This window comes from Paenalcaligenes sp. Me131, assembly GCF_050487225.1.
Lineage (GTDB): Bacteria > Pseudomonadota > Gammaproteobacteria > Burkholderiales > Burkholderiaceae_B > Paenalcaligenes.
In genome coordinates, this window is record NZ_JBKQGY010000001.1 from 973,399 (window position 1) to 999,046 (window position 25,648).

General features: G+C 50.5%; 22 protein-coding genes and 1 pseudogene. 9 read left to right on the forward strand and 14 right to left on the reverse strand.

Going from position 1 to position 25,648, the window contains the following annotated elements:
* Positions 1–20 precede the first annotated feature (20 nt).
* Together ACLPHM_RS04680 and hisC are read right to left on the reverse strand one after the other, a co-directional pair.
* On the reverse strand, positions 21–566 hold the full coding sequence (locus tag ACLPHM_RS04680) for a carboxymuconolactone decarboxylase family protein (RefSeq protein ID WP_430220101.1): 546 nt from the start codon (positions 564–566) through the stop codon (positions 21–23).
* 83 nt (positions 567–649) lie between these two features.
* On the reverse strand, positions 650–1,753 hold the full coding sequence (hisC, locus tag ACLPHM_RS04685) for a histidinol-phosphate transaminase (protein WP_430220102.1): 1,104 nt from the start codon (positions 1,751–1,753) through the stop codon (positions 650–652).
* An 85-nt stretch (positions 1,754–1,838) separates the two neighbouring features.
* Here hisC and asd point away from each other — a divergent pair, with 85 nt between their 5' ends.
* Positions 1,839–2,753 carry an archaetidylserine decarboxylase gene (asd, locus tag ACLPHM_RS04690; RefSeq protein ID WP_430220103.1) on the forward strand — a complete coding sequence of 305 codons (915 nt, stop codon included), beginning with the start codon at positions 1,839–1,841 and terminating at the stop codon, positions 2,751–2,753.
* Here asd and ACLPHM_RS04695 read toward each other — a convergent pair.
* From ACLPHM_RS04695 to ACLPHM_RS04730, 8 genes are all read right to left on the reverse strand, one after another.
* Positions 2,650–4,098 carry an efflux transporter outer membrane subunit gene (locus ACLPHM_RS04695; RefSeq protein ID WP_430220104.1) on the reverse strand — a complete coding sequence of 483 codons (1,449 nt, stop codon included), beginning with the start codon at positions 4,096–4,098 and terminating at the stop codon, positions 2,650–2,652. The two genes, asd and ACLPHM_RS04695, sit on opposite strands and share 104 nt — an antisense overlap.
* Before the next feature lie 10 nt (positions 4,099–4,108).
* Entirely contained in the window at positions 4,109–5,038 is a 930-nt protein-coding gene (locus ACLPHM_RS04700) for an efflux RND transporter periplasmic adaptor subunit (protein WP_430220105.1), read from the reverse strand.
* The gene (locus tag ACLPHM_RS04705; protein ID WP_430220106.1) at positions 5,031–5,225 is read right to left on the reverse strand and encodes a DUF1656 domain-containing protein; all 195 of its coding nucleotides are present in this window, start codon (positions 5,223–5,225) and stop codon (positions 5,031–5,033) included. The genes ACLPHM_RS04700 and ACLPHM_RS04705 overlap by 8 nt, the downstream gene beginning before the upstream one ends.
* Before the next feature lie 168 nt (positions 5,226–5,393).
* A complete protein-coding gene (locus tag ACLPHM_RS04710) occupies positions 5,394–7,484 on the reverse strand; it encodes an FUSC family protein (protein ID WP_430220107.1) in 2,091 nt (696 codons plus the stop codon).
* Positions 7,485–7,604: 120 nt separating this feature from the next.
* Complete coding sequence (locus ACLPHM_RS04715; protein WP_430220108.1) at positions 7,605–8,522, reverse strand: LysR family transcriptional regulator; 918 nt, start codon at positions 8,520–8,522, stop codon at positions 7,605–7,607.
* A 164-nt stretch (positions 8,523–8,686) separates the two neighbouring features.
* Positions 8,687–10,048 carry an NCS1 family transporter gene (locus ACLPHM_RS04720; protein ID WP_430220109.1) on the reverse strand — a complete coding sequence of 454 codons (1,362 nt, stop codon included), beginning with the start codon at positions 10,046–10,048 and terminating at the stop codon, positions 8,687–8,689.
* Between the two features lie 22 nt (positions 10,049–10,070).
* Positions 10,071–10,814 (reverse strand): aspartate/glutamate racemase family protein, encoded by a 744-nt coding sequence (locus tag ACLPHM_RS04725; RefSeq protein WP_430220110.1) that lies wholly within the window; start codon positions 10,812–10,814, stop codon positions 10,071–10,073.
* Positions 10,815–10,836: 22 nt separating this feature from the next.
* Positions 10,837–11,580: a GntR family transcriptional regulator gene (locus tag ACLPHM_RS04730; protein WP_430220111.1), complete on the reverse strand. Its 744-nt coding sequence runs from the start codon at positions 11,578–11,580 to the stop codon at positions 10,837–10,839.
* A 548-nt stretch (positions 11,581–12,128) separates the two neighbouring features.
* Here ACLPHM_RS04730 and ACLPHM_RS04735 point away from each other — a divergent pair.
* Complete coding sequence (locus ACLPHM_RS04735) at positions 12,129–12,662, forward strand: ester cyclase (RefSeq protein ID WP_430220112.1); 534 nt, start codon at positions 12,129–12,131, stop codon at positions 12,660–12,662.
* A 25-nt stretch (positions 12,663–12,687) separates the two neighbouring features.
* Entirely contained in the window at positions 12,688–14,895 is a 2,208-nt protein-coding gene (locus ACLPHM_RS04740; protein WP_430220113.1) for a TonB-dependent siderophore receptor, read from the forward strand.
* A 52-nt stretch (positions 14,896–14,947) separates the two neighbouring features.
* Here ACLPHM_RS04740 and ACLPHM_RS04745 read toward each other — a convergent pair whose 3' ends face one another.
* Complete coding sequence (locus ACLPHM_RS04745; protein ID WP_430220114.1) at positions 14,948–15,910, reverse strand: LysR family transcriptional regulator; 963 nt, start codon at positions 15,908–15,910, stop codon at positions 14,948–14,950.
* Between the two features lie 159 nt (positions 15,911–16,069).
* On the opposite strand from ACLPHM_RS04745, the gene ACLPHM_RS04750 reads away from it, so the two are divergent.
* From ACLPHM_RS04750 to ACLPHM_RS04765, 4 genes are all read left to right on the forward strand, one after another.
* The gene (locus ACLPHM_RS04750) at positions 16,070–17,383 is read left to right on the forward strand and encodes a CitMHS family transporter (RefSeq protein WP_430220115.1); all 1,314 of its coding nucleotides are present in this window, start codon (positions 16,070–16,072) and stop codon (positions 17,381–17,383) included.
* Between the two features lie 18 nt (positions 17,384–17,401).
* Positions 17,402–18,769 (forward strand): acyclic terpene utilization AtuA family protein, encoded by a 1,368-nt coding sequence (locus ACLPHM_RS04755; RefSeq protein ID WP_430220116.1) that lies wholly within the window; start codon positions 17,402–17,404, stop codon positions 18,767–18,769.
* Positions 18,766–19,092 carry an AtuA-related protein gene (locus ACLPHM_RS04760; RefSeq protein ID WP_430220117.1) on the forward strand — a complete coding sequence of 109 codons (327 nt, stop codon included), beginning with the start codon at positions 18,766–18,768 and terminating at the stop codon, positions 19,090–19,092. The genes ACLPHM_RS04755 and ACLPHM_RS04760 overlap by 4 nt, the downstream gene beginning before the upstream one ends.
* Positions 19,093–19,264: 172 nt before the next feature.
* Entirely contained in the window at positions 19,265–21,034 is a 1,770-nt protein-coding gene (locus ACLPHM_RS04765) for an SLC13 family permease (RefSeq protein ID WP_430220118.1), read from the forward strand.
* Between the two features lie 191 nt (positions 21,035–21,225).
* Here ACLPHM_RS04765 and ACLPHM_RS04770 read toward each other — a convergent pair.
* The 3 genes and pseudogenes from ACLPHM_RS04770 to ACLPHM_RS04780 form a co-directional block, all read right to left on the reverse strand.
* Positions 21,226–21,744 (reverse strand): annotated as a pseudogene (locus ACLPHM_RS04770) (zeta toxin family protein); the annotation flags it as partial.
* 181 nt (positions 21,745–21,925) lie between these two features.
* Entirely contained in the window at positions 21,926–22,957 is a 1,032-nt protein-coding gene (locus tag ACLPHM_RS04775) for a methionine synthase (protein WP_430220119.1), read from the reverse strand.
* A 27-nt stretch (positions 22,958–22,984) separates the two neighbouring features.
* Entirely contained in the window at positions 22,985–23,962 is a 978-nt protein-coding gene (locus tag ACLPHM_RS04780) for a DUF1852 domain-containing protein (RefSeq protein WP_430220120.1), read from the reverse strand.
* A gap of 317 nt (positions 23,963–24,279) precedes the next feature.
* Here ACLPHM_RS04780 and ACLPHM_RS04785 point away from each other — a divergent pair, with 317 nt between their 5' ends.
* Positions 24,280–25,179, forward strand: coding sequence for a LysR family transcriptional regulator (locus ACLPHM_RS04785; RefSeq protein WP_430220750.1), 900 nt, complete (start codon positions 24,280–24,282; stop codon positions 25,177–25,179).
* A 75-nt stretch (positions 25,180–25,254) separates the two neighbouring features.
* Positions 25,255–25,638 carry a hypothetical protein gene (locus ACLPHM_RS04790; RefSeq protein WP_430220121.1) on the forward strand — a complete coding sequence of 128 codons (384 nt, stop codon included), beginning with the start codon at positions 25,255–25,257 and terminating at the stop codon, positions 25,636–25,638.
* Positions 25,639–25,648: the final 10 nt, after the last annotated feature.

Sequence of the window (25,648 nt, forward strand, 5' to 3'; positions counted from 1 at the left end):
GCCCTGCCTGCCCAATCGTTTTATGCGTTTTTACGCAGCTTCACCGCCGGAAAATCCACCGGCACATCAAACGCCACGTTGATGTAGTTCGTGAATAAGTTCAATGCCACGTGTGCCAGTATTTCTACAATCTGTTCATCACTAAACCCCGCATCACGCACCGCTTGCACATCCGCATCGGTCACCTGCCCTCTGTCATCCACGACTTTCAGTACAAAACGCAGTGCTACGGCTGTTTTAGGCACAGCAGACTCACCCGCCTGAGCGGCAGCCAGTTCTGCATCTGACGCGCCTGCCTTACGCCCCAACATTGTATGGGCGGCCAAACAATACTCGCAGGCATTACGATCTGCGACAGCCACGGCAATCAACTCGCCCAACTTGGGATCAATAGTGCCATTGCTCAGTGCACCAAACGATCCCCACATGCTTTGCAAGGCGGCGGTAGAGTTAGCCACCGCTTTGAACATGGCGGGTGTAGCACCAAAAGCACCGTGAATTTGCTTCAGCATTAGTTGGCGATCACCAATTGCTGTGTTGGGATCTATTAGAGGAACTCTAGACATGATGGAACTCCTTAAGGGGATAAAACCTGCCGCACTCTGTGCGTACAGTACAAATCTATGCCGTTTGCGTTGGCGATAACTGCTTACGCCTCCAGCGCATTCAACACATGCTCTAGCACCTTCAGCAAATAGTTCACCTGCTGATCTGTGCCAATGGAAATACGTAGATACTGCGCCACCCGCTCTTGTTTAAAGTGGCGCACTAAAATTCTGGCCTCGCGCAAACGGGCTGCTAACATCACTGCACTGTGCTGTGGATGGCGCACAAACAAAAAGTTGGCGCTAGATGGTAGTACCTCAAACCCTAACTGCTTTAAGCCGTCAGCGAGCACCACACGCGTCACCATCACTGCCAGACACGTTTGTTCAAAATACGCACGGTCCTCAAACGCTGCGATAGCACCTTGTTGCGCCAAACAGCCCAACGGAAACGAGTTAAAACTGTTTTTCACCTGGTTTAAGGCACGAATCAATGCAGGTTGCCCAATCGCCAACCCCACGCGTAAACCAGCGAGTGCGCGTGATTTAGACAATGTTTGCACAATCAACAAATTGGGGTACTGCTGCACCAAAGACATAGCCGACTGCCCACCAAAATCCACATAGGCTTCATCTACCAACACCACCCTAGTGGGGTGTAGCGAGAGCAAATACTCAATGGCGTCTAAAGACAAGCTCTCCCCCGTAGGGGCATTGGGGTTAGAAACCACAATGCCCGCTATAGGCTCGTTCGTGTTGGCGGCTGCGGTAAACGCCGACAAATCGATGCGTAACGACTCGCTCACTGGCACCAGCTCAGGCTCAATGCCAAACAAGCGGCAATACACGCTGTAGAAGCTGTAGGTCACATCAGGGATAAGCAGTTTCGCGTTATCGTGCTGGAAAAAAGCACAGAAAGCATGAGCTAACACCTCGTCTGAACCATTGCCTACAAACACCTGCTCCCGCGTCACGCCGTAATAGGCCGCGATGGTGTCACACAACTGATCAGATTCAGGGTCTGGATACAGCTTCAAACTGGTAGCAGCCACCTCAGCAATGCGCTCTACCACACGCGCAGACGGTGGATACGGGTTTTCGTTCGTGTTGAGTTTCACCAACCCATCCACCTTAGGCTGCTCACCCGGTTGGTACGGTTGAAGGTTTTGCACACGCGGGCTAATAAAGTCTTCGGTCACTACTGTCATGCTGGCACACCCACTCAAATTGTCATGTGACAATATAAATTATTGTACTGGTACAATAAAACAATACCACAACTTAGGTGTGACTATGACCATCACGACTTTCCTACAACACCTGGCGCCGCTGCGCTTACTCACCAGAGGCGCTGGCGTCGTGGCACAAAGCCGCATCCCTGTTATTGCACAGCCGTTGATACGCCGCTTCATTCGTCAACACGGCATAGACCTAAGCGAAGCAGTACGCTGCCATCCTAGTGACTATGAAAGTTTTAATGATTTTTTTACTAGAGGTTTGCTACCTAGTGCTCGCCCTATTGCCGACACAGAATGGGTCAGCCCGGCAGACGGTGTCATTAGTCAGCGAGGAGAAATTGCGGCTGGGCAACTGATTCAAGCCAAACAACAGGCCTACAGTATCAACGGGTTGTTAGGCGACACCGCTTTGGCCCACTATTTGGAAGGTGGGTGCTTTACGACGGTGTACTTAAGCCCACGCGACTACCACCGTGTACACATGCCATGCGCAGGCCGTTTGCTGGGTATGCGTTACATACCGGGCACACTTTTTTCCGTCAGGCCAGCTATCGTGAACGCCATGGATGGGCTGCTTGCACGTAATGAGAGGTTGGTGTGTTGGTTTCATCATCCCCAGTGCGGAATCTTTGCCATGGTGCTAGTAGGCGCAGCCATTGTTGGCAGCATCCATACCGTGTGGCATGGTGCAGTTAACGCCACTAACCGTCGCACCATACACGAATGGCGCTATGCAGAACAGAACCACGCAGTACGTTTTGCTAAAGGCGAAGAGATGGGACACTTCCAATTAGGTTCTACTGTTATTGTGTTGCTACCCCAAACGGCGGTGAAGTGGCATCCAGAATGGCGTGTAGAAAGCGCCGTCAAACAGGGGCAGGCAATGATTGCCAACCCGCCCCCATTGCCTTATACAAGGCAATCGCTCCTTGAACTTCAGCAAGCTTACTCAACGCCAACGCGTCCTTAGCCTGATTGGAAGAACGCTGCGCCAGCAGTACAGGTACATAGCCCGTAATACCTGCACGATATAACTGCGTGACATGCTCCAGCGATAGATGACTATCTTCCACTGCTGCACTCAACGACTGCTGACGTTGACGTTCACTGTACAAGGTAGTTAAGGCGTCTTCTACATCCCGCAACGCCCACCGTATATCGCGCTCATAGTTCAATTTCGCTGCCTCGGCATTAGCTTGTGCGGCCGTCACCCCCGCAGCGGCGCTCCCCCCGTCGAACAGCACCTGATCAGCTTGCATACGCGCCAGCCACGCTAGGCTTTCACCACTAAACAAATTATGGATGACGCTCGCCGTAGAACCTATACCAAGAGGAATCGTAAAGTGCGGCAAACCTACTGCTTGCGCCACCCCAATTTGAGCTGTAGCTGCCGCTAAACGTCGCTCACCCGCACGCAAATCAGGGCGATTAATCAACACCTCGGATGGCAACGACATAGGCAAACGCGGTGCCACCAACAATGTAGGCGCTGGCTCTACCAACACCGTTTGCCAATCACTTGGGAAACCGCCAGCCAATACACCAATGGTGTGGCTTAATTTTGCAATGGTTGCTTCTAATGCGGGGGGCTGTGCCTGTGCTAGCTCACGTTCAGCCTTGGCTTGCCGCCATTCTGCTGACGACCCTAAACCACTATTCAACGACTGCAAGGCCAGTTTTTCACTTTCTTGCAGAGTCCTAATGTTGTCGTGTGCAATGCCTAGGCGTGCTTGGGTAGTCCTAAGCTCGGCATAACTGCTCACTAGCTCTGCAATTAAGCTCACCTGTAAGGCATACAGATCGTTAGTCAGCGCCTCAACCTCAGCATCCGCGGACTCCACCGCACGTTTTTTACCGCCAAAGATATCCAATTCCCAACTGGCATCAAAGCCAGCATGCCACGACCGTGCGCCACCACCGGACTGCATGTTGACGGACCTACTACCAAACTTGGCTTCGCCGATGCCCCCTACCGAGATCGTAGGTAACAGCCCCGCTGCTATCTGCATGCGCTCCGCGCGTGCCTGCTGCAGTCTTGCCAAGGCTATCTCCACATCTTGGTTATGAGAAATAGCCTGATCCACCAGTTGATTTAACGTAGCGTCATTAAAGCTTTGCCACCATGCTCGTAGACGATCTTGATCCGCCTGTAGGACTAGCTCGCTACGAGCCTCCATCCATTTCTCTGGAAGCTGAATCTCTGGTGCACGATAGTCTGGCCCTACGGTAGAGCATCCACTTAGCGCGACCAAACATGCCACCATTATTGCCGTGCGCCTCACCGCCACGCTCTGACCACCTAGATACTTACGCATCGCTTCGCTCTCACATCCAACCCTGCAATAAGGCACTTAATCGCCCTTGCTTACTGGTATCTACCCCCTCCTCTGCTACCGCTATGCTGCCCGTCATACCAGCAGCAAGCAGCACGCTTTCAGGGACATGATCAAACTCCACCCGAACAGGAATGCGCTGCGCCAACCGCACCCAGCTAAAACTAGGTTCTACACTGGGTAGACCTTGTGCATCACTGTGCTGATTACTATCGGCAATCCCACGCCCTATGCTGACCACATGCCCAAGTAGCTCGCCCTCAACGCCCATGAGCCGTATCTGTGCCGTCGCCCCTACCGCGATATTAGGCAATTTCGTTTCTTCAAAATACCCGGTCATCCAGAAACTATTGGCATCCACCACTGCCATGCTTGGCTGCCCTGCCACCACGTAGTCGCCTTGGTTTAAACGCAAGCGAGTCACATAACCGTCTACTGGCGCACGTAAGGTTGCTCGGTCTAGGTTTAACTTCGCTGTCTCTAACACTACCTGCAACCGTTGTTGTTCTGCTTGCGCTATCGCCACTGCTTGTTTGGAGCGCTGCACTTCCTCTCTGGACACCAAACCATCCATACCTTGACGGCGCTTGGCATCATCCATCTTCTGCTGCAATGCTAGGGTTGCGCCCGCCAGATGCGCTTCTGCCTCAGCGACGGCCAACTCAAAACGTGCCGGATCAATGCGGTACAACACATCGCCGTGTTTCACATACTGATCATCTGCCACGGGTACCTCAACCACCGTGCCAGACACCTCGGGAGCAATACGCACCACTTGCGCACTTACCCTGCCATCGCGCGTCCACGGTGCCAACACATAGGCTTGCCACAGCGCCATCACCAACCACACGGCTACCGCCACCACACTCAACGTGAGCAACACCTTGCCCACGGGTTTCAATAAAGACATTGCATTAGACATAGAGAATCAACAGAGACACTACACAAAGAGAAATCGCAAACTCAAACAATGCGGGATGCCACACACAACGCAACACGCCCGTACGTACCAACACTGCTCTCACCCCCAAAAAAATAGCTAAGGCGATGCCGGCATACACAAAAAACGGCGGGAAGTAGATTCCCAATACCGCTACCTCACTAAGCATTCACGTGGTCCTTGGTTTCAATACAGAATACAAATCACTATAAATTTCTCGACACATGCAGAACAGTGCATTTATCCAATGCTATGCATGCAGCAAACGCAACCATATTGCTAGGTGCAACGCATAGCCTCAGAACGCCTCAGCCTCTACTGACTCAACGAGGATAAACTAGGCTTCCAATAGCTCCGCAAGATCCAACAACGCCGCGATACCTCGTTGCTGTTCTACGTTCTGTTCTGCTGTCACTATCACGACACGCTGCAAACAATATGCTGCTCGACGCGCATGCCTTGCTGCTAAGCGTGGCTCATCAGCGCGATGCGCCATTCTTTTCAGAGCGGTTTTTATGATGGGCGAAATGGGAGAATCAGTAGCGGCATGTTGCAACCAACGGCGCAGGCGAAACCACTCACGCCCCTTATGCAAGCCTGTTAGCGCTTCCGCTATCGCTTGATCCATTAACTCTGGTTGGGTTTTCAGCATGGCACCTAGCTGGGCAATACGGTGCTGCTGCCGCATTTGCCACAAGGCACCATTCGCCACTTTGCCCTTTAACACTGCCGTACTTTCAGTACGAATACGTGTACGCAACCGCGCTGCATCTCTCGCGACGTTTCTAGGAAATAACAGCTTGAAACCCAACAACGTAAATAAGGTAGCCAGCACCCACGCTAATGACCAGTTCAAGAACAAATCCAAGTGGTAATGCATGGGGTTTTCTACGGCGGCTAAGGTGTTAAAACCCACTAAGTACGCCAACCCCGCCAACCCATACTTGGGCAGACTCGTGGCATAAATACCAGGTAACCAAAATAGGGCCAACACCACCAGCAAAAGGGGTAAGCCATTAACATGCGGCAAGACCACAAACGAGCATAAAAAAGCCATAGGCACAGCCACCACTGTACCTTTCACAAACTCCACGGCACCTGCAGCGGGGTTGCCGGCTGTGGCCAATAATGCGCAATACGGTGCTAAGACCAACAACATCATGTCGCCATGCGGCCAACCGGTAATAAACCAAAACGCCCCCGCCAACACCAAGGTCAACATGGCACGCAAACCATTTTGTACCGCTGCCGTTGTATCGCGGTGAAAACGTACCGCTACCATGCGAGGATGCGACTGGCTGCGCGGTTGATGCAGCGCCGCCATACCCTCTAGCGCGAGCACATAATCATCCAATTGCTCAATCAGACGTTCACCGTTAATCCGCACGTTAACGGCCTCGTTGCCATCAACAAAATTGCTTTGTTCTAGCAATGCCAATAACTGTTCACGCCCCTGTTTCAATAGCTGTAGCGCTGGCTCTACGCCTTGCGGGCCTTGTGCCAACAAACGTGCTGCCTGACTCCACACATTTTCTATCACGGACTGCACGCTACGCCATGCCAGAGTGCCAGCACTATGCTTGTGTAACGTTGGTACGCCCCCAACCAGCGCAGCAAACAACGACACCATTGCCTGACGCACCTTATGCGCACGCTGTGCAAGCTCGGCTGACTCGGCTTTGCCCAACGCCAACAAGTCGTCTACACCATAGACCTCTGAGATCAAGGCACGCCGCTTGGCGGGCACACGTTCTGGTGCCGCCCCCTCGTGGGCGGATGCTACCTGATGCTGAGATGCTAAGGACTCAGCCACATCACTGGCTAACCGTCGCAGTACGCCTTCTAAACGTTGATGAATACCGCGCTGACTGCATAGCGCAGATACTAGCCCCAGGCACGCCACCCCTAACAACACGGTGGAACCTCGCCCCACCACATGATCAAAGGTAAGATGCGGATGCTGCATCGCCCCAAACGTGGCTAATCCAACGGTATAGCCGGCCACCACCGAACCTGAGGCGCGAAAATGGCGCAGTAACGTCATACCCGCGACGCTGACTCCCAGCCATAGCCCAAAACCCAGCAAAAACAACCACGGCATCTGCGCAAAAGCCCCCATAAGCAAGATAGCGACCACCATGCCCACTACTGTGCCCAGCACCCGCCAAACGCCTTTGCCTATCACAGCACCTTGTATGGGGTTAATCACCAGTAATACCGTGGATGCCGCCGAGTACGGCATCTCCAAATCCAGCCAATACGCGACCACCAGCGCTAAGCTTGCCGCCAGAATAGAACGCAGAATGTAGGTGGCTCTGGGGGAGGTAAAACTCACCCCATTCAGCACACCAAAGAAAGCGGTGATGAACTTAGCCACTTGAGACACAAGCCATGCGCCTAAGGATGCCGGTGCTGCTGCAAAACGCACGGTAAAACCTTTATAACGTGAAGATCTGCTTCACTATAGGTTTGCAGCCATGACTCAGAAAAGTGACTTTAGTTGAATACTGAAGTGCGTAGTACGCACGTATCAAGACACCACGTATTCTTAGATTTTGATGGGTGTGTCGTTACCGCATAAAGCTCGTATGGTTCGTCGCAACCACTGGTGCGCTGGGTCGCTCTGTAACCGTGGGTGCCATGCCTGTGTGAACACCACCGTTTCCAATGCCACCGGAATATCAAACAACTTAATACGTAACCCTGCACGTACAGCACTGCGCGCCAAGGACTCAGGTAACAGCAAGAGCAGATCCGAATCCTGCAGCGCAAAAAATGCAGTATAGGGCGTAGGCACTACCAGCGACACATGCCGGCTTAAGCCCAACTCTTCCAGTGCCGTATCGATAGGACCAAAAAATTTACCGCGTCGTGACACGCCAATATGCCCCCAACGTATAAAACGCTCAGGCGTGATGTCGTCCTCAAAAATAGGATGATCCTCACGCGCAATACCAACGAAGGTACTGGTAAACAACGGCTGAACGCGTATTTCGGGCCCTAATTTACGTGAGGCACTAATGAACAAATCGATACGCCCACTGCGTAATGCTTCGTCATCTACATCGTCTTCTTCTGGCGAGAAACGCAACATGGCACGAGGCATATCTACCGCCATTGCTTCTAACAAACGCCCCGAATGAAGCCCCACAAACATATCATTGGCACGCACGTTAAAGCGCCTATCCAGCGTTTTCAAATCGACGTCGGTAGCAGAGGAAAGCAACTGGCTAGCTTGCTTCACTGCTGCACTCACCTGTTCACGCAACTCCAATGCGCGTGGTGTAGGAACTAGCTTGCGTCCTGCCTGCACAAACACGGGATCACCCAACGTGTCACGAATACGGCCTAGCGTACGGCTCATAGCCGGAGGGCTTAAGTTCATACGTCGTGCTGCGCCTATAACGCTGCCTTCCTCTAGCAACGCATCTAACGCGTGCAATAAATTCAAATCAGGGCGTGCCATGCTATTACCTACTAAGTAGTGCAAAAAACTGAACCATTATTATTTATAGATAACACAAAGAGCATCAATGAAGAGGGATGGCGTAGATGTAAATAAGGTTTTTTACCCACCACACACAAACGCCCTCGGTATCAACCGAAGGCGTTTGCTCGCTCGCTGCTAACTTATTCTTTGAATCGCTGGCAAGGCCCCCAGTGCTGCATCAGCACGTAGTACACCACTCCCGCCGGTATCAAACTTGCATACCAAGATATCGTAGAGAAGTACAAGGCAATCACCGCGCCCACTGCCGAAGCAATAAAGCCTGCGTAATTCACCCCTTTATAGGCCCCGTTTTCATCGTAGTATTTTTCCAGATTCAAACGACGTTTACGGATGATGTAATAGTCCACCACCATCACAGCAAATATAGGGCCCAAGAAGGCCGAATACGTTTGTACAAAAACCTGCAAACCAGCCGCAGACTCATCTTTCACCAGCTCCCACGGGAACGTTAAAAAGGCGGCTAAACCCACAATAATGGTGGCGGCTTTAAAGGGAATCTTAAAGACATCCATCAATACATACGTAGGCGGCACCACGTTATTCAAGACGTTAGTGGTCACTTGAGCAAAGGTGATGAAGAGCAGCGTCGCAATCAACAAAGGTTTGTTATCGACGGCGCTAGAAAATACGGCGATAGGATCTGCATGGCCTGTTGCACCTGACACCATCAAACCGATAAGCCCCATGAATAATGTGCAAGGCAAGATAGACATGGCATACAGCGTAGTCAGTGGCCCACGTTTCATACCTGTTTGCAGCTCGCGGGAATAATCGCTGACGTTCAACATCATGGTGCTGTAAATACCCAGGAACAACATTGTCGCCCCCCAGAATTCCAGGCCCCATGTACCCTCAATACCCACTAGATTGGCATTAATTTCGTCACCGTATTTATTGATGACGCTAAAGAACATATAGACCAACGACACCAAAATAAAGACGCTACCTATGTTTTCCAGCCACTTAATCCCTTGAAAACCTAAGGTAGACAAGGCAATCTGCAAGAATTGAAAGACCACAAACCAAAACACAATGCTTTCAAAACCAAACAGTGATGCCGACACGGCATTCAATGCCCCTGCTCCAACCCAACTTTGAAAGCCGTACCACACGATAGCGGGTATAGCGCGCACTAGCCCCGGAAACTTTGTCCCGGAAAAACCGAATGCCCCACGTGCTTGCACCACAAACGGAATGCCGTATTTGTAGCCTGCTGCACCGTTCAACGTTAAGGCAATCCCAATGACAAAACACCCAATGGCAATCGCCAACGTCGCTTGTAAAAGATTAAGTGTTCCTACAATGCTGGACCCCATAGCAAACGTCCCTATGGAGACACATCCCCCAAACCAAGCCAGCAAATACGACCACTTTCCCATGATTCGTACACCCTGCGGGGCTAGCGACTCTTCTCCTGCGGCTTTAGTTTGTGCTTCTTGCTGCTGGGTCGTCTGCCCCGTTTTTTCTATTGATTGAGTCATGTCTCTCTCCTTTTTGATGGTCTTACGCCATGTCTATATCGCTCAAATATGCATACTTGCCTGTAAACTTTTTACGTAATGGAAAATTCAAATCACCAAACTTGCTGGTGTGTACACCTAGACCTACTAATGCCTCAGCCAACTTAACTGCGGCAGTTACTCCTTCAATGACTGGCATTTGCACGGCTTCACTGATGCGGTGCCGTAAGTCCGCCATACCACCGCAGCCCAACACCACCGCACCAATCCCATCCTCGGCCTTAGCCCGCAAACACTCTTCTACGATTAAGCGAAATGCGGCATCGCCTTCCTCCTCTAATGCCAGCACAGGGATCTCGGCAGCACGCACTTTTCTACAGTGCTCTTTAAAGCCGTACTGCTCTAACAAATGCTCGGCAATGATTCCGGTACGGCTTAAGGTAGTCACGATGGAAAAGCGAGTACTCACCATCGCCGCCACGTGGAAAGCCGCTTCAGCAATACCAATAACAGGAGCGCGTGTCATTTCACGTGCCGCCAATAAACCGGGATCACCAAAACACGCAATGATGTAAGCATCCACCCCCTCTTGTTCACCTTTGCGTATTTCTTCCAGCACCCCTACCGCCGCAATCGCCTCGTCGTAATGAGACTCTATGGACACTGGCCCATCGGCGGGATTTGTGGCTGAAATAATCGTGCCTGCACTGGCTACCTCCTTTCCTGCCTCCCCAATTTTGGAAGTCATGGGAGCTGTAGTGTTAGGGTTAATCAAACGAATATGCATGCTTACGTCCTTACAATAAGTGCTAAGAATCTCGCTGACCGACTCGGCTGAGAATAGCTTTCAAATCCAGACTGCCTGTATCGCTACGTTCCAAAATCACACTGCGCTCAATATCGCGTAAATGTGAATCCATCCATTGCTGAGCGGCTTCCATATCCTTCTCACGCAATAACTTCAAAATCTCTTTGTGCTGACTAGGCGGGCAACTGCATGACTGTGAGCCGCCAAAGGTAGCAATCACTAGCGATGTTCTGGCTACCAAGTCTTCCAAAATATCGGCCACCACATCATTGCCAGACAAACGCGCTAACCGTATGTGGAATTGGCCCGATAGAAAAATAGATTGACGCCTATCTTGGATCTGCACGGCTTCGTCTTCTTGATGAGCAATGTCCTCGATCTCTTGCCAGCTTTCTTCTGTGGCATTTTTCAGTACACACGGCAGCGCCCCCACTTCAATCATGCGTCGCGCCGCAAACAGATCTCTGGCTTCTTTGATGCTGGGTTGAGCCACTGAGGCACCGTGATGCATACGTATATCCACCAATTTGTCATGCGCTAACGACTGAAACACCTTGCGTATGCTGGTTCTACTCACCCCATAACTTTCGGCCAATACATCTTCTGGCAGCCTAGTACCTGGCTCTAGATGGTGTTCAACAATGGCCTGATACAGGTGCTCGTAGATAGCTTCATCTTTGCTTTCACGTCGTTTCAAACTTGAGGGTTTGATCACTGACGACACCTTACGTTTGGCGTCACTCATAGCCGTCCTTCATATGCTTTCAGTTATGCAGGTCATTCACACAACCACCTGTACAAACTGATATTTTCATGATTTCCATAACTGCTAGTTTATAGTTGTATACGATGTTGTATACAAAAATATCTTGAGTATTTACCCTAGAAAAAAATAAAATCGTTATATTTCAATGAATTAACAAAAACCCAATAACTCACAAACGTAGAAATAGACGCAAAACCACGAAAATAACCACCATTTCATGTACAACATCAAAAACAATATCAATGCCCTAACGCACAACACCTGATTGAACGAGCTGCTATAGATGCCATTCCTATAGCCGCAAAAAAGCCCGCATTATGCGGGCTCCCTTATCCATAATCGCTGCAATCTACCACCATCACAACTAACTACGATTGCGTTTAACGCACTGCTGGATTGCATCCAAGAGCATTTACGCTCTACCCACCCAACTCGAAAATGATAGTCATTCCCATTTAAAACACATTTGCGCCAGACATATTGAGAAAACCATGCCGTCTGTGTGTCGCAATCAAAAGGATTGACTCATGTTTTTGAACTCTGCTCCTGCGCAACGCTCGGAGCGATATGCTCACACTATACGTAGCCTCTTTTACCTGTTGGTAGGCTTATGTTTTTGCAGTCTAGTCCGAGCCAATGAGCCGCCACCCACAGCCTCACAGGCACCGTGGCCCGTTGTACAAGCCTATATAGATGGCTGGAATGCACACGATATCACTCAAGCCCTTGATGCCACCGCACCAAACCTCCATTACTTCAACACCAGCATAGGTGTGGCCGAACAAGGCCACGAAACCCTACGCAAAGTACTCACTGGATTGGTAGGCCTACTACCGGATTTACAGTGGAAAGTCATTGACGTCCCAACCATTGAAAGTAACACCGTAGCCTTTGAGTGGGAGGTCTCTGGCACAGCGTCCTTATCAGCCCCACATAACGCCACAGTCATTCGACCTATTTCTCTACGTGGCGCCAGTGTTATCAAAGTAGCGCAAGACCGTATCGTCTATATAGCTGACTACTACAACGCCCAAGACATGCAGCAACAACTCGCTCATTAAACCTTTCTCTACAAGGCCGTTCAGGATGTATGTATCCAGCCATCACTCGCGCGTAAAGCCCACCCTCGCGCTTTCTTTACGCCACAAAACCCCAGCTCTTGCCACCTTGGCCATGTTGTTTTCCGCGTCGGTATTAGCACAACAGCAACCCCACACCACAGACGCAGAGCAAAACACCCCCACACTATTACCTGCTGTCACCATCAATGCCAATACGCCCGACACGGTCACAGAAGGGTCTGAGTCTTACACCATCACACGTACTCAGGCTGCCACACGCTTACCACTAGCACTACAAGAAACACCGCAATCGGTCAGTGTCATGACACGGCAACTCATGGATGACCAAGCCTTGAACTCCGTACAAGACGTACTAGAAGCCAGTACGGGCATCTCATCGGCCACGCTAGATAGTGAGCGGGTAAGTTTCTATGCTCGCGGCTTTGCTATAGACAGTTTTCAATACGATGGAATCCCTACCTCCTTTCAAGACGGGACCAGTTTTCTGGACTCCGCGTTCTACGACCGTATAGAGGTAGTTAGAGGGGCTACAGGGCTGCTAACAGGTGCTGGTAACCCTAGCGCCTCTGTCAATTTGGTACGTAAGCGTCCTGGTAAAGAATTGTCTGTATTAGGAACGGTGAATGCAGGTTCGTGGGATAACTACAGGGCGATGGCTGATGTCTCTACTCCCTTAACGGAAAACGGTACGATTCGTGCCAGAGTAGTAGGCGTGTATCAAGATCGAAAATCCTATATGGATTTCTACCAGCAAAAGAAAAAAGCTTTTTATGGTGTACTGGAGGCAGATCTCGGCCCTAATACCACCTTAAGCCTAGGAATAGACTATCAAAGCATTACCCCCACAGGCACGACATGGGGCGGTGTGCCTCTATGGTTTAGTGATGGTTCACGTACTGATTGGTCTCGCTCAGAATCACTTGCTGCGCGTTGGAGCTATTGGGACAACACCCTGAAAAGCCTATTCGCTGATCTAGAGCATCATTTTGAGAATGGTTGGACACTACGCGCCGCCCTCAAACAGCAACGCACCGACTCCGATGCTAGGCTTTTCTCTGGTCTAGGTTATCCAGACAAAACCACCGGCCAAGGCTTGCTGCCTGTGAGCTTAGCCAATTATGGCGACACCCGCCAAAACAGTTTTGATGCTATGGCATCAGGCCCGTTTTCACTCTTTGGACGCCAACACGAACTGGTTGTCGGAGTAATGGGCTCACGTCGCACAGCAAACGACTACAGCACAGGTTTTATCTTTCCCTCTACACCCATTGGCAACATATACGACTGGGATGGCCGCTACCCAGAACCTGACTTTGATAGTGCTGGCTATAACCTGACTCACACCACCACAACCCAAGGCGGACTATACGGCCTTGCCAGGCTATCACTAAGCGACTCACTAAAACTCATCATGGGTGGGCGGTTCAGCTATTACAAAATCAACCAGCGCGCTCCTAATACCGCATTTTCTTATAAGAAAGACAGCAAATTCACACCCTACATTGGCATAGTCTACGACCTCACTGACAGCTATGCCCTCTATGCTAGCCACACACAAATTTTTAACCCGCAGAACTATAAAGATCGCAATAACCATGTATTGCCTCCTACCACAGGGAAAAACACAGAAATAGGGATCAAGGCCGAATATTTAGATGGGCAACTCAATGCCTCTATCGCCTTATTTGAAACACGCTTACAGAACGTCGCCCAAATTGATACTGGTCACATGTTGCCGGATGGTACGCAAGCCTACTATGCAGCGAATGGCACTAAGTCGCGCGGTATAGATGTAGAGCTGCAAGGCGAAGTCACTGAAGGTTGGCATCTGTATGCAGGGCTTTCCCACTTTACAGCCAGTGATGCCAATGGTGAACGCTTAAGCAGCCAATTGCCTCGTACCACCGCTCGTCTGTTCACCAGCTATCGCTTACCTGGGGAATGGAGCAGCCTCACTCTCGGTGGTGGTGTGACATGGCAAAGTCGTTTCTATCAATCAGCCACCGGCCCACAAGGTAGCACTGTCGTAGAGCAGTCATCCTATCCTCTGGCTTCTCTGATGGCTAAGCTTCAGATTAACAAACAGCTTTCTATGGCATTACACATAGACAATCTATTTGATAAAAAATATGCCGCCATGACTGGCTTCTATAACCAAATACTCTATGGCGAACCACGACGCTTTATGTTTAGTTTGAATTATCAAATGTAGACAAAGACTAGATCACTTCCTTTTTGCTCCTGTGTTTAGCAGGAGCTTTTTTTTACCGCCTCACAGCGCTATCCATGTCTGAATCGCTGACGTAGGATGCTGTCACCAACTGCCCCTGATCCGCTAACAGTGGCAAACGCTCATGTAGCACCTCCACAAACGCTTGGGCTGCAGCACTTAAGGGCTGGCGACGTAATTGCAGCACACCCAATAAGCGTCGCAAACTGCTACCCGCTACCGGCCTATATTCCAGCCCTTCGCAAGACGCTGCCTGCAATGTAGATAACGGCAAGACGGCTACTCCTAGCCCTGCCCGCACCATACTGATGGCCGTAGACAAATACGCCACTTCACAGGCGATCTCTATATCCACGGCCTCGGCCTCTAAGGCTCGGTGCACCGATTGCCGTACGCTAGATCCTCTGGAAGTCAGCACGTGCGGGTACTGCGTCAGTTGTTTCCAGCTTGGACAAGCCTCCTGCTGCAATGGATGCTCTGGCGGGAAAAACACCACCATCTGGTCTTCCATTAACGGCGTAAATTGCAGCGTTCTATCCCGGTTTCCCCACGGGCCTAAGCCTATGTCCACGTGCTCTTCTCGCACCAACGTAATGATGCTGTCAGCAGACACGTCATCAATTTGTATATCGATGCCCGGATAACGCTGTCTGTACGTACGCATCACCTCAGGCAACCACGCTGCCGCAATTGACGGTAACGACGCAATGGCTAACCTACCGCTTTTGAGATCAGCAATATCTTGCCCCTGCTGCACCGCCCCATCAAACTCATCCAGAATGCGCTGCATGGCGGGTAATAACCGACGCCCTGACTCGGTTAACGAGACTTGTCGCCTGTCCCTATCAAACAACCGAGTACCTAACTCGTCTTCCAACTGCTTGATTTGCACCGTTAACGCAGGCTGAGACACATGCAACTGATTCGCCGCTTGCGTAAAACTTGCATGCTTTGCCACGGCTAAAAACGCCCGTATATGCCTAAAACCTTGTTTCATTTGAAAAACAAATCACAGAGATAATAAAAATTCAATTTTCTAATAATAGCGCCAATCGTATGCTTGGGATACGTCCGCTTAACGCCTTGCGAGCCAGAAAGCGGTCTTAATCAAGAAGCCTGCTGGTAGTCAGGCCATTATTTTCAGGAGAGACATCCTATGCTCGCTTTACTTGGGCTATTAACTGTACTGGTGCTGCTCGCCGGTATTATGAGTAACCGCCTTTCCCCCTTGGTGGCATTAATTGCTATCCCGGTAGTGGCCGCATTAATTGGTGGTTTCGCCCCGGAAGTGGGCGGCTTCATGGTCAATGGCGTCAAAAACATTGCCCCCGTAGCAGGCATGTTTGTGTTTGCTATTCTGTTTTTTGGCATTCTGACGGATGCTGGCACCTTAGACCCCATCATTAACCGCATCCTGAAAGTCGTCGGCACTAACCCCGTGCGTATTGTGATGGGTACTGCGGTATTGGCCGCCATTGTGCATTTGGATGGCTCGGGCGCCGTCACCTTTATGGTGACTATTCCTGCCCTACTTCCTTTATACGAACGCTTAAACATAGACCGACGCATCTTGGCATGCGTGGTCGCGATGGCTGCTGGTGTAGGAAATATGCTGCCGTGGGGTGGCCCCGTATTGCGCGCTGCCGCCGCGCTGGAAGTACCTGTGATGGACTTGTACCTACCTTTGCTTCCTGTACAGTTAACCGGCTTTGCCTTTGTACTGCTGTGCGCATGGTGGTTGGGTAAACGGGCCGGTGCTTCGGTAGATTTCCAAAGCGTGGCGTCTGGCCATGCCACAGTGATCCCTACCCCTGACAGCAAAGCTATCGCCCCGGAAAATGATGTACGTCGTCCTCATTTATTTTGGATCAATATTGCACTGATCATTGTGGTGATTGGCACCATGATCTCTAGCCTGCTCGCACCAGTTGCGTGTTTTATGCTGGGTACCATCATTGCTTTGTTGATTAACTACCCTAACTCCAAACAACAGCGCGAACGCATTGATGCGCACGCCAAAGCCGCGTTATTAATGGCTAGCGTGCTGTTTGCAGCCGGTGTATTTACCGGCATCATGAACGGCACAGGCATGCTTAATGCTATGGCTACCTTTGCTGCTGACCACATTCCCTCTAGCGCTGCTACTCACCTGCCTTTCTTGTTAGGCTTGGTCTCCACCCCCTTAAGTCTGCTGTTTGACCCTGACTCTTTCTATTTCGGTGTCATGCCTGTGCTGGGTCAAGTGGTGCAAGCGCATGGTGGCTCGGCAATAGAAGTCGCCTACGCTGCAGCAATGGGACAAATGACAGTGGGCTTCCCTATCAGCCCCCTCACACCAGCCACGTTCTTACTGGTAGGTTTGTGCAAAATTGAATTGGGCGCGCATCAACGCTTTACCATTCCCTTCCTCATGGCTACCTCTATTTTGATGACCTTTGTTGCCGTGGCCTTGGGTTTGTTCCCCCTTTAACGTGCGAGAGTATTTGTCATGACTAACGCTCACCCTTCTTTCCTACGCTTGGGCTCTGGTGCCGGTTACTCGGGTGACCGTATCGACCCAGCAGTAGAATTGGCCCGCGATGGGCAGATTGATTATTTGATTTTTGAATGCTTGGCGGAACGTACCATCGCCTTAGCACAGCAAGAGCGCTTGCATCATCCAGACAAAGGCTATGACCCTTTGCTAACCGATCGCATGCAAAGTGTGCTGCCGTTAATGTTTGATGCCGATGGGCAGCGACGCTTTAGAATTATCAGCAACATGGGGGCAGCAAACCCCATTGCTGCCGCTAAACACGTGAGCCACATAGCGACCACACTAGGCTTACATGGCCTACACGTTGCCGCCGTTGTAGGCGACGATGTACTGGAGCAAATACGCAGCAGCAACGACTTGCTGGATAACGGCCAAACCCCAGCACAACTAGGTGACAAGCTGGTATCGGCCAACGCATACTTGGGTGCAGCAGGCATGGTAGAAGCCATAGAAGCTGGCGCTGACATTATCCTGACGGGTCGTGTTGCCGACCCCGCCCTTTTCCTTGCCCCGTTAATCGCGGAATTTAAATGGTCATGGAATGACTGGGAGAAACTGGGTACCGGCACCTTGGTAGGCCATTTACTAGAATGCGCCGGTCAAGTAAGTGGTGGCTACTTTGCAGACCCTGGCGTCAAAGACGTGAGTAACTTGGCAAGACTGGGCTTCCCCATCGCCCAAGTCTCTGCCGACGGTGAGGTACTCATCACCAAAGTCAAAGGCTCAGGCGGTCAAATCACCGTGCAAACCTGCACCGAACAACTGCTATACGAAATTCACGACCCCAGTCGCTACCTCACCCCTGATGTCATCGCCGATTTTTCCAAGGTGCGCTTTACCGAACAAGCGGTAGATGCCATCCACGCTGAAGGTGCGAGCGGCCAAGAAAAATCTGGCTTATTCAAAGTAAGCGTAGGCTACTTAGACGGCTACTTAGGTGAAGGCCAGATTTCCTACGGCGGCCCTAATGCCTTGGCACGTGCCACGCTCGCTAGAGACATCGTGCTAGAACGCATCGCCATGCTGGGGTTAGAGGTAGAAGACTTACGCGCCGATCTTATCGGTATGAACTCACTTTACGGCAATGCGCAACCACCTGCCACAACAGAGCCACAAGAGCTACGCTTACGCATTGCCGGTCGCTGTGCCAACCCCGCCCACGCCAAACAATTGGGCAATGAAGTCGAAGCCCTATACACCAATGGCCCAGCCGGCGGGGGAGGCGCGAGCAAGTCTACTCGTCAAGTGGTCGCTGTGGCCTCGTTATTATGGCCATCCGACCGTATTCCTCACGCCGTACACATGGAGACTGTGGCATGAAACTACACCAACTCGCCCACTCCCGTACGGGCGACAAAGGCGACACCTCTAACATTTCGATCATCGCCTACTCGGCTGACGACTACGGCTATCTATGCCAACAACTTAGCCCCGAACGTGTGCAAACACACTTACAAGGCTTAATGCCCGAAGTACCGCCAGCAGAGTGGCGCATCACACGCTACGAACTGCCACAACTGCAGGCACTAAACTTTGTGATTTCAGGCGTACTACGAGGCGGTGTAACCCGGTCTACCGCTTTGGATGCGCACGGAAAGAGCTTAAGTAGCTTGATGTTGGATCTAGAACTTGAGGCTCGGTAAATAAAAGGTGGCGTAACGCCACCTTTTTTATTGCGCTACCCTACGCACTTCGCTGGCCTTCGCTTAAAAGTTACCGCATATTACTCCTGAAGAACGATGCTATTTTTACCGCTACTATAAAAGGCAGGCCACACGCCTTTAGCGAACAATAACAACGCAGGAGCAACACAGCATGACAGCAGACATTGCGGTAGTTTTAGGTTTAGCTTTCATAGCCATTATTTTGTTTGCCACGGAAAAGCTCAGAATAGATGCAATTGCCTTATTGGTGTTAGGCATTCTGGCCATTCTAGGATTAATCTCCCCTGAACAGGCCGTAGCAGGGTTTAGCAATGCGGCCACCATTACCGTCGCAGCCATGTTCGTACTCGCAGCCGGTCTGCAAAACAGTGGCGCGCTCTCTGGCATTGGTGATTTGTTAAGTAAGGCCAAATCTCCCTTTCAGTTTCTGCTTGTTCTCTTTCTGGTTCTGGCTGTCATTGCCCCTTTCGTAAACAATACCGCCGTAGTTGCCGTCTTTATCCCCATTGTGATGACGGCTACCGCGCGCATAGGCATGTCGGCCTCTAAAGCCCTGATTCCACTCTCGTATGTGTCACAAATGGCGGGGGTATGTACGCTGGTAGGTACCTCAACCAACCTGCTAGTGAACGCCATTGCCCGCGACATGGGACACCCTGGCTTTAGCATGTTTGAATTCACCTCCTTAGGGGTCATTTGTATGGCCGTAGGGTGTGTGTACTTACTAACTATAGGACGCTGGCTATTACCCGACACGCGCGGCAGTGAGCTTGTTGAAGAGTACGAACTGGGCAAATACATCACCGAATTACGCGTCATGCCTGACTCCTCGTTAATAGGACAATCGGTTGGCGACGCCAAACTGGGTGAGGAATACGGTGTGTTTGTACTAGAGCTACTACGCGATGGCCGCAAAGTGTGGGGACCTCGTGAGCAAAAACTGGAACAAGACGACATCTTGCTCGCCCGAGGTGACTGGACACAGCTAGACGAGCTACGTAAACAAACTGGCTTAGAAGTGGACCCTCAGTTCAAACTAGAACAAAAATCCTTTGAACAAGTAGAGCAGGTACTCACCGAGGTGATGATTGCGCCACGCTCCCGCATTAGTGGCGGCACACTGAGCGCCTTAGGCCACGTTGGTTGGTACAAAAACGTAACCGTACTCGGCATTCATAGACGCGGGCAAGTGCTGCGTGAGCAGCTGAAAACCGTACGTTTACGGGTGGGTGACATACTACTGCTACTCATCCCTGAATCTGAAAAATCCGACTTACGCGCCGACAAAAACCTCATCGTCTTGTCTGAGCGTGAAGCTGAGAAAAAAATGGGCTGGCGTGCGCCCTTTGCCTTGCTGACCATGGCGTTAGTTATTGCCCTGCCAGCCCTAGGCTGGGTGCCCATTAGCATTACCTCATTGCTGGGTGCTGTTGCCATGGCACTGGCGGGTTGCTTACAAGCTGATGAGGTGTATGACGCTATAGACTGGCGCATTATCATCCTCATGGCGGGTTTATTACCGTTAGGGATGGCCATGAGCGAAACTGGTGCAGCTGCATTTTTAGTCGAAAATACCGTGGGCTTAGTGCAATCTTACGGGCCATTAACCGTGTTGGCGGTGGTGTACTTAATGGCACTCTTACTCACCGAGTTCATGAGTAACGCGGCGGCGGCCGTGCTGCTTACCCCCCTCGGCATGTCCACCGCACACATGCTGGATGTAGACGCCACCCCTTTCCTTATTGCGGTCACCTTTGCGGCCTCTACCAGCTTTGCTACGCCCGTAGGCTATCAAACCAACACCATGGTGTATGGTGCGGGTGGTTATAAATTCACGGACTTCATTAAGGTAGGCTTACCACTCAACCTGCTGTTCTGGGTGCTAGGCGTCGTGTTTATTCCGATATTTTGGCCTTTTTAGTCCAGTTTTCACTGCAACAAGTGTGTAGCGGGCACCGTCACTCGCTGGCCATTTTCCACTATCACTATTGCTGTCGAGGTTTGTATAGCAATCTGTTTAGCGGACTCTGCCGCACGCTGCAACGCTATGAAAGAGGCTGATAAATCTGGGTTGCTGGCCTCGACTAGGTTGCTCGTACTGATATGCCCTGCTTCCCCCCACTCCAACAGCCTAGGCGGATGGACGGAATTATCATAAAGCACCCAATCATCCACATGATGACGGTATTGCTGCGTTAGATTTTTCATACCCGCCTCAAAGCGCCTGCGTATTACCGCTTCTGGAATATGATGACCACCTTGACGCACGCGTTGCGCAACGCGCTCTACCGCCATATCTGCGTGGGGCAAGCTTAAAAAATACAAACTGACGCGATAGCCTTGCGCTCGCCACTGTGGGATATGGCGAATATAACCCTGACCTGACAACGTAGTTTCTACAGCAAAGCTCTGGTTTTGTTCTACCGCCTGCCTTACCTCGTCAAGCATCAAGCGCCCTGCTTTGATCGCCATCGTCTCTGGCGCAAAAGGTGATAAACCCGCCGCGATTAAGTCCGCATTAATAAAACGTACAACCTTCGCTTCCGCAGGTAAAAAAGCACGGGCAAACGTGGTTTTCCCTGCTCCATTTGGCCCTGCCAAGATAAGGATTTTTTTGTTGCTCGTTGTCATAACTGCATCCACATGACTAGTAGAACAAAATTTATACCATGCCTCTGCACAAGAGGCTCAGCAACGAGCCACCAACACAAAAAAGCCAGAACCCAGGCAATACTGGATTCTGGCTTTAGACCGTAGCATCCCCCACTCATGTCGTTGGGGAAACGTTACTACGCAGACTTCTCTACAACGATTACTTACCCGCCAATTCTTTACGAATAATCTCTGCACCGGCGCTTAGCGCATGCATTTTGCCGCGTGCTACATTGCGTGGCAGTGGAGCCATACCGCAGTTGGTAGACGGGTACAGGTTTTCAGCATCCACAAACTGCAGAGCTTTACGCAAGGTGTTGGCAACGTCTTCTGGCGTTTCAATGTTGTTAGTGGCCACATCAATCGCCCCTACCATCACTTTCTTGCCACGAATCAGTTCAATCAAATCCATTGGCACGTGCGAGTTCTGGCACTCCAGCGACACGATATCAATCTTAGATTGCTGCAGTTTAGGGAAAGACTCTTCGTACTGGCGCCACTCGGAACCCAGCGTTTTCTTCCAATCCGTGTTGGCTTTAATGCCGTAGCCATAACAAATGTGTACGGCTGTTTCACATTTCAGACCTTCGATAGCGCGTTCCAGAGTGGCAATACCCCATTCATTCACTTCATCAAAGAACACGTTAAAAGCAGGCTCATCAAACTGGATGATATCTACACCAGCCGCTTCCAGCTCTTTAGCTTCTTGGTTCAGAATCTTGGCAAATTCCCATGCCAGTTTTTCACGGCTTTTGTAGTGGTTATCGTAAAGCGTGTCGATCATGGTCATAGGACCAGGCAACGCCCATTTGATAGGCTGCTTGGTCAACTGACGCAAAAACTTAGCATCTTCCACAAACACAGGTTTAGTGCGTGATACCGCACTTACCACGGTAGGAACGCTAGCATCGTAACGGTCGCGGATTCTTACGGTTTCGCGTTTCTCGAAATCCACACCAGCCAAGTGCTCAATAAAGGTGGTCACAAAGTGCTGACGTGTTTGCTCACCATCACTAATAATGTCGATGCCCGCATGCTCTTGCTCTTTGAGTGCCAAACGCAGCGCATCTTGTTTACCTTCAACCAGCCCTTCACCCTCTAGTTTCCAAGGGGACCACAGTTTCTCTGGCTCAGCCAGCCAAGACGGTTTAGGCAGGCTGCCTGCGGTAGACGTGGGTAACAGTTTTTTCATAATAGGTGTCGTAATTTTTGTCGTTAATCAAAGAGCGTAATTCGTCGCCCATTGTTCAAGAATGGCTTTATAAGGCTTGATGAACTTTTCTTCAGTGAACTTACCTTGCTCTACTGCCAATTGGCTACGCTCTTCCCTATCGTAGACAATTTGCGTGAAGGAGTGGTCCTGATTCGTCAAGCGCGGCTGGTAAACCTTTCCTGCTACAGAGTTCGCATTGTAAATTTCAGGGCGGTAAATTCGCTGGAAGGTTTCCATCGTACTGATAGTACTAATAAGCTCAAGATTTGTGTAATCGTTCAGCAAATCGCCACTGAAGTAAAAGGCAAACGGTGCTGCACTATTTTTAGGCATAAAGTACCTAACTCGCAAGCCCATTTTCTCAAAGTACTGATCGGTAGAAGAAAACTCATCCTGCCTGTACTCCACACCCAGTATAGGATGTGTGTTTTCAGTGCGGTAGTAAGTCTTGCTACTGGATACGCTTAAGCAAATAACCGGAGGTTTGCTGAAGTTTTCTTTATAGGTATTGGAGTTCACGAAGTACTGGAACAGTTTCCCGTGCAAATCGCCAAAGCCCTCAGGCATGCTAAAACCATTTTTGTTTTTATTGTGCTCTAGCAACACGACGCTGAAGTCATAGTCACGTACGTAAGACGAGAAGTTGTTCCCCACGATCCCTTCAATGCGTTGATTCGTTTTGTGATCAACCACATTGGTTTTCAGTATTTCGATGACAGGGAAAGCAGAACCGTTGCCTTCAACATCCAGATCAACCGAAACAATATCCAACTCAATGGAGTAACGGTCACCAGTTGGGTTATCCCACTCCGCTAAGCTATTGAAACGGTTATTCATCATTGTCAGTGTGTTGAGCAAATTCTGTTTTCTGCTCTCGCCTCTGGCCAAGTTTGCGAAGTTGGTGGTGATGCGCGTATTTTCAGAAGGATGGTAGTTCTCATCAAATCTGAGCGTCTTGATACTAAAGGCAAACTCTTTACTCATTTTCTTCTTAAACCCTAAATTTATTAGCCAAACCCTAATTGGGTTTTATGCTTATCCGGCGATTGAGTTAATGTGATTACTCTCATTGAACGTGTAGGTGTACTCATTTCGTGATGTACAGCCAGAAAACACTAGGCGACTACGCCAAAGTTTTCTGCGAAAACGACTCCTTATTTGTCTATACCCTGCGCGTAACGCTGCAACGGCGACATGCTCTGACTTCACAGGCAAGAACAAGGAGAGACATGCATTGTAGGAAAGCCAACCAATGAAGTAAAATGGCTTTATCTCAACAATCCATGAGTATTTTTCATAGCATGTTAGAACGCATCCATTTAGCCATTGTGCAGCAGGTAGAACAACAAGGTTCCTTAACCGCCGCCGCAGGCGTACTGCATGTGACCCAATCAGCGCTGAGCCACAGCATGCGCAAGCTAGAGCAACAATTGGGGACCGAGATTTGGCGACGCGAGGGGCGCAGCCTACAACTCACACAAGCCGGGCAATACCTACTCGCTGTCGCTAATCGTGTGCTACCACAGTTAGATCTCGCTGAAGAACGCTTGCAGCAGTTTGCACAAGGCGAACGGGGGTCTTTGCGTATAGGTATGGAATGCCACCCTTGCTACCAATGGCTACTCAAGATCGTGGCACCGTACCTCAGTGCGTGGCCCGATGTGGATGTGGACGTAAAACAGAAATTCCAATTTAGTGGCATCGGTGCGCTCTATGGTTATGAGGTAGACCTACTTGTCACCCCCGACCCTATCTACAAACCCGGTTTGACCTTTGAGCCAGTGTTCGATTACGAACAAGTACTGGTGGTTGCCAAAGGGCACGCACTCGCCAACGAGACCTATGTCAAGCCGCACCACATCACCAAAGAGGTGCTAATCACCTATCCCGTAGATGTTGATCGCCTAGATATTTATAACCACTTTTTGCTACCCGCTGGCGTCACCCCTAAGCGTCATAAAACCATCGAAACCACCGACATCATGCTGCAGATGGTGGCAAGTGGGCGTGGTGTTGCCGCCCTGCCGCGCTGGCTGGTGGAAGAGTATGCAGAAAAACTCGCTATAGTACCGGTGCGCTTAGGGGCTAAAGGCATTGCCAAGCATATTTACTTAGGCGCACGAGAGACGGATACCTCCATTGATTATGTACGGGCGTTTATAGAATTAGCGCGTGGGCCCTCCACCACTGCTTCTAACTAGCCTAAACCCATTGATTAATGGTACAAAACTGCCCATCTCACTCTAACCGCACATTACCTAAACTCTGGCCCTCTTATGCACATTAGCACCCAAGAATTTCCTCGCGTCTGGTTCTCAAACATTGCCCCCGCTAACTGGCAACAAGAACTGGAGGCCTTACTCGCTAAAGGCCAACGTTTTGTACTACTCACGCGTGAGTTGCCTGGTGCCGATAAGGAACAGGCCAAAGCTCAAGAAGAATTCGGACAATGGGTAAAAGAGAATCACCGCAATTTTCGTAAAACCTGTGCAGGCTGTGTAGTCGTCGTCAATAACGCGTTACTCGCTTTTTCTATAGGCTTTTTTGTAGCGCCCTTAAGTAAAAAGCTAGGGATTCCCGTGCTGGTCGCACAGGAAGATAATCTGGACGAACAGGTTGCCACTTGTATGGCGGCTAACACGACCATAGAAAACAGCTAAAAAAAAGCAC